Below are 11,877 nucleotides of genomic sequence, written 5' to 3'. Positions count from 1 at the left end.
GTTATGATATGCGTGTACAAAGATGGTGATAGAATATGAAGATAATCGTAGTAAGTGATTCACATGGAAGAGATGATCTGCTCTATGATTTACAATTACAATATCCACAGGCAGATGCTTTTTTGCATTGCGGGGATTTAGAAAATGACATGGAAAGTTTTCCCGGCTATTTGGTCGTTCAGGGAAACAATGATTACTATTATGATATCCCTGCACAGCGTATCCTTCCTTTTGGCCAGCATCGTATCTTATTGATCCACTCGCATCAATTTTCTTATCGAAAGAGAGAGGAACAGATGGTGACCTGCGCAAAAAAATATGGTTGTGATATCGTTTGTTACGGACATACGCATGTGGCAAATTTTACAACGGTACAAGGAGTAGCGTTGTTAAACCCGGGATCATTGAAATATAGCCGCGATGGAAGAAATCCTTCCTATGCGATATTGACTTTAGAGGAGAAAAAAGTCGATGCAGAATTTGTTTTTCTGGAACCACCAAAAAGCAAACATCGTTTTTTCTTTTGATGAAGAAAGAGAAATACATGAAAAATAGTTGAAATCATGGCATCTTTCTGCTATTATAATTAGGCAGTTGAGATGTCTACGTAGCTCAGTTGGATAGAGCATGCGCCTTCTAAGCGCACGGTCAGGGGTTCGAGTCCCTTCGTGGACGCCATTCTATAAGGAAAGCCTTTAAATAAAGGCTTTTTTTCATATATTAATAATCATTGGTATATATTTTCAACGATATGTCGCATATGCTTTGCAATACCAGAAGATGAAAGGTCTTCAGTTATCAGCAAAGATCCATGACTGTGTCTGAAGTCATGATTTCTGATGTTTTTTATATCTGTCATCTTGCAATAGTTTTCTTTATGACGATAGATGTATTGTGTCCATCAGTTTTATTAATCCAAATAAGATGTTCTGCTCTTTATTTTCACCAGGGTAATGTGCATTATCGTAGCAGCGTTGTAATGCTTCTAGCCATTTACGAGACGTCACAATGTCTCTGTCACAGCATTGTCTATTTAAGTTTTATGTAAGAAAAAGATCGTACTTTTGTCATTTCTGGTGCTGGCTTTTTACCTTGTACAATCGTGTGTAAGTCTAAATTAATATTGTTTCAAACTCCTTTCCATGCAGGAACTGTGTAAAAAAAAGTAGTATCTGCCCAGATGATTTTTTCTGTTTCAGCAGTATCGGCAGTGCTGTTGAAAAGACCTTGGTGCTGGCAGAACCAAGATCTTTGTTTGCTAATCTTTATTTTGTTTTAATAATTGATTGTTTTCTATGACAACTTCAAGTATTTCACCAATGCTATAAACGATAGCTGAGTATACAACATAAGAAATAATGTAAGATAAGAATATCGAAAAATCAAATTTATAGGATGTATCATATGTTAGTCCGCCAAAATACGAGTAATCAGTAGTTATTGTTTTTGTGTAAGAGAGTATAAAAGCAGTAATGATTCCAAGAATGAAAGTTATGATCGCTATTGCTTTTAAAAATATTGGTAATTTTGACCGGCGCTGTTTTCTTGCATTATTAGGGATACTTTTTTCTTTCGGTGTAGCATTCGTCATGGTATCTTTAAAACTGCTTTTGATTTCTTTTTTAGCTTCAATATCATATCTATTTATTTCAGATTTTATTTTTTCAGAAATTGCGCTATTTATGATTTCAATATAAGAAATATCTGTTTCATTATTGTTGACAGGATATACAATTTTTGTATAATTCTCTTCAATTTTTAAAATCAATATTTTAAATTTAATAGTATTATTTTCATTTTTAATGATGAAAGAGAATGAATATTCGCCTTCATTTCTTCCATTATAGAAAATATGATTATTTTCTAAATCTTTTTGGTTAATTAATTTTTCAATCACTTGATTCACTTCCGTTTGAGATTTGTTGATAATAAATTCTAACTTTTCCATGTCTGTTTTCCCCCCCCTCTTTTTCATTGGATGGCCTAATGCTTTTCCCAAACAAACAGTCTGATTCGCAACCAAAATAGCATCATATATCGCATTGTGAGATTTCAAAATATCACCATCGATCATAAAGATCCCAATTTTTTCAATATTGACTAAAGACTGCTTCTCAATCAAAAGCACATCACTTTTGGAATATGCTGGTTCCATATTATCATAGTTTCCTCTATAGTAAAATTAGTCTGCATGTTGATATGGCCATGTTTAACTTCAATCAATTCAGAAGGAATATCATCAAATACAAATTGGCAAGTTCCTTCAGAAACAGTGTGTTCAATAATCCATCTATCACTTTTTTATCCAGTGAATCAAGCGAACGATATTTTTTATACGAACTTGCTCATTGATGGGCAGTCGTTTCAGATCATATGCACTCTCTAAAATGTTTACGTGATTCAGGTCATTTATTTTATAAAGTTGAAGATAAGTAACAATACCTGACTCGCTTGATCCGGTTTCGCAATCATTTAGAGTGTTTCTTTTTATTTCAGGAATTTCTGCAACTTGTGCTTGGGTGTAGCCTGGTTTGCTACGTCTTTATTTAAACATATCGATTAAGCAACTGTTCATGCCGTTCTTCCTGTGATTGAACGAAGTACGCTAAAAGTGTATCGAGATCCTCAAAAAATGGAGGTGATTTTCATTTTAAACGATTGATGAGGATTGATTTCTGTATTGTACAGGAGTTCATCCTTTTTGACAGATAGAGATTTCTAGAAATAAGAATAGGATGATATCAGTTGCATGGATGCAAACCGGTGATTGGAGAAACATAAAGAAAACAGCAAAACAGCGAATATGGAGATACAGCATAGGTACTTATTGATCGGAGGTCACAGTCAGATGCACGTTTTGGAACATAGAAGCAGAAATTCATTTTTGTAAGAGAGTGAAACAAAAAAAGAGGAAGACGGGGTAGGTTATGGAAAGAATACATGGTAGTATAGATACAGACAGGGGAGGTCCAATATGAAAGAAAGGGATATTTTGGTTGTTGAGGACTTATGTAAAACATTTACATTATCAAAACGACAACAAAAAATTGAAAAAACAAAAGAAAAGAAACGAATCGCATTAGATCATCTATCATTTACCGCCAGAGAAGGAGAAATCTTTGGCTTGCTTGGCCCGAATGGGGCAGGCAAGACAACTACATTGCGTATCTTATCCACACTATTGTTGCCGGACAGCGGAGAAGCATGGATCGACGGTATCAGTGTGATGAAACAGCCAGATATTATTCGAAATAAGATTGGTTTTCTGACAAGTGAATTGAAGCTAGAGGATTTCTTTACCCCAAATCAATTATTCCGTTTTTTTGGAGAGTTGCATCAAATGACAGCGGAAGAGATTGAGAGACGAAGAATCTTTTTGTTTGAACGCTTTGGTATTGAAAAATTTGCAGAAGTAAAGGTTGCGGATCTATCAACAGGCATGAAACAAAAAGTTTCCATCGTAATTTCTATTCTCCATGACCCGGCTATTCTTATTTTTGACGAGCCTACGAACGGATTGGATGTATTGACAGCAAAAACAGTAACGGATTTCTTATTGGAAATGCGGGCACTTGGACGTACGATCATTTTATCTACGCATATCTTTTCCCTGGTGGAAAAGCTTTGTGATCGTGTAGGAATCATTATTGATGGCCGTTTGGCTGCATGTGCTTCGCTGACGGAATTAACCAAAGAGAAAGGATTAGAAGATGTCTTCTTTGAGATCTATCAAGAAATGGCGGGTGAAAAAAATGGGTAGAGGAATATGGACGGTCATGAAAAAAGAATTGGCGCGCTTTTTTAAAGACCGGCGATTATGTTTAACAACGTTATTATTGCCAGGCTTGATGATCTATGTGATCTATAGTTTTATGGGAGATGCTTTACGCTCTCAATTTGCTGTTGATGAAAATCCTGCTTTTCAAGTGGATGCTTTATATTTGTCAGATAGTATGCGTTCTTTGAGTGAAGAACTGCCCTTTTCTTTTCAAGAAATCGATGCTTCTATGAAAGCAGATGCATTAAATGCAATCCAAAATCAGGAATTAGATCTATATATCGAATTTCCGCAGGCATTTGATGAACAAGTATCTTCCTATGATCCTGCGTCAGGCAAAGCGGCTCCTAATATTATCCTGTATTATAATTCATCTTCTACATCTTCTAATGAAGCTTATCAGCAAATGATCGGCTTTCTAGATGGATATGAAGACCAGCTGGCAAATCGATTTGATGTCAATCGCAATAATGATAAGGCGGATCTGGCAGATGCAAAAGATCTGAGTTCAATGACCTTTGCTTCAATGATGCCGATGCTGATCATGATCTTTTTGTTTTCCGGCTGTATGGCTGTTGCTCCAGAATCGATTGCAGGAGAAAAGGAAAGAGGTACGATCGCGACTATTTTGGTGACGCCTATACATCGAAGTGAATTGGCATTGGGAAAAATATTGTCTTTATCCATCATCTCGCTGCTGAGTGGCTTGTCTTCTACGGCCGGGGTGCTGCTGTCTTTACCTAAATTAATGGGAAGTGCTGAAGTTTCTGTTAATGTATATAGCTGGAACGATTATTTGATGCTGGGCTTTGTGGTTTTATCATGTGTATTGCTGTTGATAACGATGATATCGATCATCAGTGCTTTTGCTACCAGTATCAAAGAGGCACAGACTTTTGTCATGCCGTTAATGATCTTAGTCATGATCATTGGTGTGAGCGGTATGTTTGGAAGTGTAAAACAAGATCTTTTTTGGTATCTCATACCGCTGTATAATAATGTACAGTGCATGACAGCTATCTTTTCCTTCCAATGTAACCTGACACATATCTTGCTGACGATTGGTTCAAATTTGCTTTATACGGCTGCATTCGTATTCTTGTTGACGCGCATGTTTCATAGTGAACGAATCATTTTTTCAAAATAGACAATTGTCTCCTTCCTGATTTTTAAGGAAGGAACTTTTTGGTATCAGGGAAAAATCAAAGTATCTGGATAAACGGCAACCTTTATTAATAGATGAAAAAAACAGGGACCGCATACATGTTGAAAGATAATGACTATGCGATGACCTTTTTGCTAAGTTTAACGATAGGAGAAGGCTTATCTGTATATAGGTCTTTTTGTAAACAGATGACAACATATCGTTTGAGTGAAATCACATACAGAAGCGGTTTCTTTTTGCGTCAAGGGAACCTAAGTATAGTGAACGGCTTGCTTTTTGTTTATATTTTTGAAATACATGGATGATAAACCAACAGTTTCCCTTTATTTAAAGGGAGAATAAGGATTGCGTAAAAAAAGGTTGTATGATATATTATTATATGTTTAGTCGCTAGGAGGACCAATGGATAGTTATTATGACACGTTGATCAAAAAGTGTAAGGCGCTGATGCAGGAAGAGGAATATGGAAAAGCAAAAGAACTCTTGGAAGAAGAACTTTCCATGCCTTATATACCAAAAGATGCGGAAGAGAAGATCATTGCGTTATATAATGATTGTCGCTCAACGCTTCGTTTAAAGCAGCCGACACAATCTAATAAGGAATATGCGATCGATGATTTATTAAAAGGATCCATCGAAGAGCAGTTCCAAGCGGTTGAACAACTACGGTCAAGTAATATTCGTAATCATTTAGGTGTAGTACAAGAAGCTTTTGCAACGAATAAGAATGAATGGGTAAAGGCATTCTTGATCGAAGCGCTTTGTGAACAGAATGTGAGTGATGCGTTCACATTAGAGAAAGATGGATTGCAATATACGTTTGTTCCTTGTGCTTTGACATTGCCAAGGGATGATGAAGCACTTCATCAATGTGTGAAAAAGCTACGCGAATGGTTTGAGAACGAAAATCCTTCTTTCCTGTCATTATGTGTCGAAACATTAATGCAGGAGGCATATCTGCGCTTGCCAATGGATATAGATGAAACAGAGTGTGATGCCTTGGCGTTAGCAGTAGTAAAATATGTGTTTGGGGCTTATCAAATGCCACAAGCATTTGCCGCTTTTTTGGAAGAAAAAGATCTTGCGTTTGACAATGGTTATGAATTATTATTAGAAAAGCATGATTGCTCATTTGGATAACTTTTGATGCAGGAGGTAGGAACATGAGTTCAAAATGGGAATTAAAAGAAAAATCAACTGGAGAGCTGACTGCGGTCATCGAAGGTGATACTTGGAAGAACGCACAGAAAAAGGCCTTCAACAAATTAAAGAGAAATATCAACATTCCAGGTTTCCGTAAAGGACAGGCACCAGCGGCTTTGATTAAAAAGCATGTACCTGTACAGAATATCTTAATGGATGCAGTTGAAGAAATCGCAAATGATGTATTGAGCGACAGCGTAAAAGAACATGATTTGTGGTTGGTGGCTCGTCCAACATTGAGCATTGATGAGATCAATGAAGAAAAAGTTATTTTGAAGTTTATCTGTGCAGTAAAACCAGAAGTAAAATTAGGTGAATATAAGAATTTGCCAATTAAAAAGAAAACGACAAGAGTCACACAAAAAGAAATCGATGCTGAAGTGGAACGTTTGCAGGAGCGTTATGCAGATTTAGTCATCAAAGAAGAAGGCGCAGTAGAAAATGGTGATACAGCAGTGATCGATTTTGAAGGCTTCAAAGATGATGTTGCATTTGAAGGCGGCAAAGGAGAAGATTATCCTTTGGAAATCGGTTCAGGTTCCTTTATTCCAGGATTTGAAGAACAGCTTGTCGGCATGAACAAGGGAGAAACAAAAGATATCAACGTAACATTCCCTGAGAATTATGGTGCAAGCGATCTTGCAGGACAGCCTGCAGTCTTTAAGGTAACTGTCAAAGAAATCAAGACTAAAGTGCTTCCAGAAGCAAATGATGAACTGGTAAAAGAAGCTAAGATCAAAGATGTTGAGACACTGGAAGATTATCGTGCACACATGAAGAAAACAATTTCTGAGCGGAAAGAACAGGAAAATGAAGAGGCCTTTACAAATGAATTGTTGACTAAGATCGTGGAAAATGCTGAAGTGGAAATTCCGGATGCAATGATCGATAGTGAAACGGATCAGATGGTAAATGAATTCAAACAGCGTTTGAGCGCACAGGGATTCACATTAGAACAGTTTGCTTCAGTTACTGGTCAAGGTGAAGACAGTATCCGCAACGAAATGCGTAAAGACGCAGAGAAGAAAGTGAATGTTCGCTTGGTATTGGATGCAATCGCAGAAGCAGAAAAGATTGAAATCAGCGAGGAAGATATCGATAAAGAATTACAAGCAATCGCTGATCAATATGGAATGCCTTTGGAACAGGTAAAACAACTGATTTCCAATGACGCAGTTTCTTATGACTTACGTCAGCGTAAAGCGTTAGAACTTATCAAGGAAACAGCAGGTAAGTAATAAAAAAAAGACGCTCACGCGTCTTTTTTGGCAATGAAAGGAGTAGTCGATATGGAAAATCCAATGGAGAACTATGTAAATGCCCCTATTGTCTGTACACGTGGAGTCATCGTGTTTCCCAATCAGGAAATCATCATCGATGTAGGAAGAGAAAAATCAATTCGTGCCGTAGAGGATGCACGTCAGCTCTTTGATGGAAAAGTTGTGCTGGTATCCCAGCGTGACCTGACAATAGAAGATCCAAAGATGGAAGATCTTTATCAGGTAGGTACCTTATGTGAAATTCGTCATATTCGACGTTTAGAAGGTTATCTGCGTGTGAAGTTCCATGGTTTACAGCGTTGTGAATTAACTGCTATTGCAGAAGAAAATGGATGTCAGATGGCGCATGTTACATTATTAGATGACATTCGACAGGATGAAATGGAAGAAGTTACGCTGGTACGCATGATTGCAAACCAGTTTGAAGAAATGGAAGCTGTATCTGCCCATCTGCCTAAAGAAGTGATAACAGAATTGGCAAAAGGTGTATCTGCACAGCAGTTATCGGATCAGATTGCGCAGATGTTTCCTTTTTCGTTAGAAAAGCGTCAGGAGTTTTTGGAAACATTAGGGATCAATGACCGTTTGATGCTGGTATTGCAGGAAATTCGCAATGAAAAACAGTTGAGCCAGATCGAAAACAAGATCAATGAAAAAGTAAAAGAACGTATCGAAGAAGGGCAGAAGGAGTACTATCTGCGTGAAAAGATGCGTGCCATTAAAGAAGAATTAGGTGATGTTGTTGATACAGAGAAGGATGTAGAAGCGATTCGCCGTAAATTGGCAGAAAATCCATATCCGCAGAATATCAAAGATAAGGTCAATGAAGAGCTTTCCCGTTATGAAATGTTGCCGGCAGCAAGTGGAGAAACAGGTGTGATCAAAACATATATCGACTGGCTGGTTGCTCTTCCTTGGTGGCAGGAAAGCAAAGATAATGAAGATCTGCAAAAAGCTGCAGATATCTTGAATGAAGATCATTATGGATTAGAAAAAGTAAAAGAACGCATCTTAGAGTATCTAGCTGTCAAACAGATGACAAATTCTTTAAAAGCCCCGATCTTGTGCTTGGTAGGGCCGCCGGGTGTCGGTAAAACCTCTCTGGCCAAGTCCGTTGCACGTGCACTGGATCGCAAATTTGTCAAAATTTCTTTAGGCGGCGTGAAAGATGAAAGTGAGATTCGCGGACATCGTCGTACGTATTTAGGCAGCATGCCGGGCCGTTTCATCCAGGCAATGAAAAAAGCGCAGACGATCAATCCGGTTTTCTTGATCGATGAAATTGATAAGATGGCAAGTGATTACAAGGGAGATCCGGCAAGTGCTATGTTAGAGGTGCTCGATCCTGAACAAAATGCAGTTTTCTCAGATCACTATATTGAGGAACCATACGATCTAAGCAAGGTTTTGTTTATCGCAACTGCAAACTATTTGGAAAATATACCAACTGCACTGCGTGATCGTTTGGAAATCATTGAACTGTCGTCTTATACTGAATTGGAGAAAGTACAGATTGCCAAGGATCATTTATTACCAAAGCAGATTGCTGAAAATGGTTTGAAGAGCAGTCAGTTAAAGATCGATGATGAGATGATCTTATACATGATTCGTTACTATACAAGGGAAAGCGGAGTCCGTCAATTAGAACGTACGATTGCTACGATCTGTCGCAAGAGCGTTCTTGCTATTTTGAAGGATCACAAGAAGAGCATTCGTCTCAGCAAAAAACTGATCAAAGAATGGCTGGGCAATGAAAAATTTGAATATGGAAAACGGGAACGTAAAGATCAGGTTGGCACAGTCACAGGACTCGCTTACACGTCTTTTGGCGGAGATGTATTGCAGATTGAAGTCAACAAGTTTGAAGGAAAAGGCAAGCTGGTGTTGACTGGCCAATTAGGCGATGTGATGAAAGAAAGTGCAACGATCGCTTTAGATTACATTCGTGCCAATGCAAAAAAATTTAAGATCAGCAATGATGTTTTTGAAAAAACAGATATTCATATTCATGTACCGGAAGGAGCGGTTCCCAAAGATGGACCTAGTGCCGGCGTGACGATGACAACAGCTTTGGTTTCTTGTTTAAGCAATACTCCGGTACGAAGCGATGTGGCCATGACAGGTGAAGTAACGCTTCGCGGAAATGTTTTACCAATTGGCGGTTTAAAAGAAAAATCGTTGGCGGCTCATCGCAGCGGTATTTCTACTGTGATCATACCAAAGGCAAATGTCAAGGATCTGGATGATATTCCGCAGTCAGTAAAGGAAGCTATGGAGTTTGTGCCGGTAGAACGAGTGACACAAGTCTTAGATATAGCTTTGGTGCACTGATATGCAGTTCCATAAAGCAGAATTGGTCATATCTGCACCGGATCGTCATTCCTGGCCGGATTCAAATTTGCCGGAGATCGTATTGGCAGGCCGTTCCAATGTGGGGAAAAGCAGTTTTATCAATGCTATGACCGAGCGTAAAAAACTGGCTTATGTAGGCAGTACGCCAGGAAAGACGAGATTATTGAATTTTTTCAATCTGGATGATCGGTATATGCTGGTCGATGTACCTGGTTATGGCTATGCCAATCTTTCAAAACAGCAGCTACTTCGTTTTGGTGAAATGATGGAAGACTATTTCAATGAACGAAAACAAAAAAAGGGAGCTGTTATCCTGGTCGATGCTCGTCATCTGCCAACAGAAGATGATCATACTATGTTGGAGTATATCCGATATTTTTCACTGCCGATCATCATCGTTGCAACAAAGATCGATAAGGTGCCCAAGACAAAACGTGCCCATCAGCTTGCAGTCATTCGCAAAGATCTGCAATTACAAGAAGGAGAGCGTCTATTCGCTTTCTCTTCTGCGACAAAAGAGGGCAGCGATGAGATTTGGAAAGCAATGATAGAGATCATGGAAATGAAATAAAGATTGATTTGGAAAGCAGATAATGCTTTCCTTTTTATATGCAAAAAAGATCACTGGTTGGTGATCTTTTTTGTTATGAGGACTATCTAACAGCTATGAGGAACTATTTACGGAAATTATCGATGATCGTACGGATCTTGCTGGCATTGGCTGCGATATCGTCACTTGTGCCTTTTGTCAAGAGACTGCCGAATCCGCAAACGTCAGCACCGTTTTCCAACCAAGATGGAAGGTTGTCCAAATTGATTCCACCACTTGCGAGAATAGGCATATCCGGAATTGGTGTCTTAAATACTTTGCACAGTTTTGGTCCATAGAAATCGGAAATAGGGAATGCTTTGATAAATGCAGCTCCAACAGACAAACCTTCGATTGCTTCCGTCAATGATGTACATCCAGGTGCATAAGGAATTTGATAACGATTGCAGACCTCTGCAACACCTTTTGAAAAGTTTGGCGCAATGATAAATTCTGCTCCATTTAAGATTGCGTGGCGGGCTGTCTCAGCATCTAGCACTGTACCAGCACCAACGATCAATTGGTCTCCATATTTTTCTTTTAATCCTTTGATGACATCGCCAGCTGTATTGAATGTGTAACTCATTTCCATTACAGGAACATTTCCCTTGATCAATCCTTCAGCAATTTCGCATGCTCTGTCCAAGTCTGCACGTACAATTGCTAAAGCGCCGGTTTCGTACATTTTTTTGGTCGTATTCATTTTTCTCATCTTCATATTATCACTACCTCACTTTTCTTTACGTTTTCATTTTATGATGAACAATTGGCATTCTCAATGTGTCGAATACACAAAGAATATACCGAAAAACTGTTCATTGAACGAAGTGAGATGAGCTTTTAGAAAAACAATTTGTAGGATATCCTTTATGTTTTGAAATCATTACATATATTTATAAGAAAAAAGAAAAAAGGAATTCGTTCAAATGAACAAAAAAATGGAAAAAGGTTTGTATCATACGACTATATGAAATTGAAAGCGATTACAGTAAGATATTTGTGTAAAGAGGAGGTCGAACTTATGAGTATCGAATTAACAAGAGTAGATTTTAGATTGATTCATGGACAGGTGATTACACGCTGGTTGACACAATGCCAGATCAATGAAATTGTAACAATTGATAATGATTTGAACAAAGATCCTTTTATGCAGGAAGTGTTCAAAATGGCAGCACCAAAGGGGGTCAAGATCACGATCGTTGATGAGACGACTGCAGTTGCCAAACAACAAGCAGGTGATTTTGATAAAAAACGCGTCATGATCTTATTTAAAGGTGTTAGTCAATTAAATTCAGCTGTACAAGCCGGATTAAAATTAGATAAGGTCCAGATTGGAGGACTTGGAGGAGGTCCTGGTAGAAAAGCAGTCAACAATGCAATTACCTTAGATCGTACAGATGCTGATATTCTGCTCGGTTTAGAAAAACAAGGTATTGAAATTTACTTCCAGACGACTCCGGATTATCCATCTGAGACATTACAAAAAGCAGTTGCTAAACTATAAGTTTTG

Annotated in this window: 10 protein-coding genes and 1 tRNA gene; 9 read left to right on the top strand and 2 right to left on the bottom strand. The window is 38.2% G+C overall.

Annotation, left to right across the window (positions count from 1 at the left end; genetic code table 11):
* The first annotated feature begins 35 nt into the window (after nucleotides 1-35).
* Both BQ9859_RS10275 and BQ9859_RS10270 read left to right on the top strand, forming a co-directional pair.
* On the top strand, nucleotides 36-527 hold the full coding sequence (locus BQ9859_RS10275) for a metallophosphoesterase family protein (protein ID WP_075878079.1): 492 nt from the start codon (nucleotides 36-38) through the stop codon (nucleotides 525-527).
* A 74-nt stretch (nucleotides 528-601) separates the two neighbouring features.
* Nucleotides 602-678 (top strand) — tRNA-Arg (locus tag BQ9859_RS10270).
* Nucleotides 679-1,258: 580 nt separating this feature from the next.
* Here BQ9859_RS10270 and BQ9859_RS10265 read toward each other — a convergent pair.
* Nucleotides 1,259-2,155 carry a hypothetical protein gene (locus BQ9859_RS10265; RefSeq protein ID WP_075878078.1) on the bottom strand — a complete coding sequence of 299 codons (897 nt, stop codon included), beginning with the start codon at nucleotides 2,153-2,155 and terminating at the stop codon, nucleotides 1,259-1,261.
* Between the two features lie 819 nt (nucleotides 2,156-2,974).
* On the opposite strand from BQ9859_RS10265, the gene BQ9859_RS10260 reads away from it, so the two are divergent.
* From BQ9859_RS10260 to yihA, 6 genes are all read left to right on the top strand, one after another.
* Nucleotides 2,975-3,760: an ABC transporter ATP-binding protein gene (locus BQ9859_RS10260; protein WP_075878077.1), complete on the top strand. Its 786-nt coding sequence runs from the start codon at nucleotides 2,975-2,977 to the stop codon at nucleotides 3,758-3,760.
* Nucleotides 3,753-4,925 carry an ABC transporter permease gene (locus tag BQ9859_RS10255; protein ID WP_075878076.1) on the top strand — a complete coding sequence of 391 codons (1,173 nt, stop codon included), beginning with the start codon at nucleotides 3,753-3,755 and terminating at the stop codon, nucleotides 4,923-4,925. The genes BQ9859_RS10260 and BQ9859_RS10255 overlap by 8 nt, the downstream gene beginning before the upstream one ends.
* Nucleotides 4,926-5,345: 420 nt before the next feature.
* Complete coding sequence (locus BQ9859_RS10245; RefSeq protein WP_075878074.1) at nucleotides 5,346-6,083, top strand: hypothetical protein; 738 nt, start codon at nucleotides 5,346-5,348, stop codon at nucleotides 6,081-6,083.
* A gap of 23 nt (nucleotides 6,084-6,106) precedes the next feature.
* Complete coding sequence (tig, locus tag BQ9859_RS10240; RefSeq protein ID WP_075878073.1) at nucleotides 6,107-7,384, top strand: trigger factor; 1,278 nt, start codon at nucleotides 6,107-6,109, stop codon at nucleotides 7,382-7,384.
* 51 nt (nucleotides 7,385-7,435) lie between these two features.
* Nucleotides 7,436-9,757: an endopeptidase La gene (gene lon / locus BQ9859_RS10235; protein ID WP_083662854.1), complete on the top strand. Its 2,322-nt coding sequence runs from the start codon at nucleotides 7,436-7,438 to the stop codon at nucleotides 9,755-9,757.
* A gap of 1 nt (nucleotide 9,758) precedes the next feature.
* Nucleotides 9,759-10,349, top strand: coding sequence for a ribosome biogenesis GTP-binding protein YihA/YsxC (gene yihA / locus BQ9859_RS10230; protein ID WP_075878072.1), 591 nt, complete (start codon nucleotides 9,759-9,761; stop codon nucleotides 10,347-10,349).
* 103 nt (nucleotides 10,350-10,452) lie between these two features.
* Here yihA and BQ9859_RS10225 read toward each other — a convergent pair whose 3' ends face one another.
* On the bottom strand, nucleotides 10,453-11,085 hold the full coding sequence (locus BQ9859_RS10225) for a beta/alpha barrel domain-containing protein (protein WP_075878071.1): 633 nt from the start codon (nucleotides 11,083-11,085) through the stop codon (nucleotides 10,453-10,455).
* Nucleotides 11,086-11,388: 303 nt separating this feature from the next.
* Here BQ9859_RS10225 and BQ9859_RS10220 point away from each other — a divergent pair, with 303 nt between their 5' ends.
* Nucleotides 11,389-11,871, top strand: a complete 483-nt coding sequence (locus BQ9859_RS10220) for a PTS sugar transporter subunit IIB (protein ID WP_075878070.1) — start codon at nucleotides 11,389-11,391, stop codon at nucleotides 11,869-11,871.
* Nucleotides 11,872-11,877 lie beyond the last annotated feature (6 nt).

The sequence above is a fragment of the Merdibacter massiliensis genome, assembly GCF_900155395.1.
GTDB classification, from domain to species: domain Bacteria; phylum Bacillota_I; class Bacilli_A; order Erysipelotrichales; family Erysipelotrichaceae; genus Merdibacter; species Merdibacter massiliensis.
This window is presented reverse-complemented; position numbering and strand designations above follow the sequence as displayed.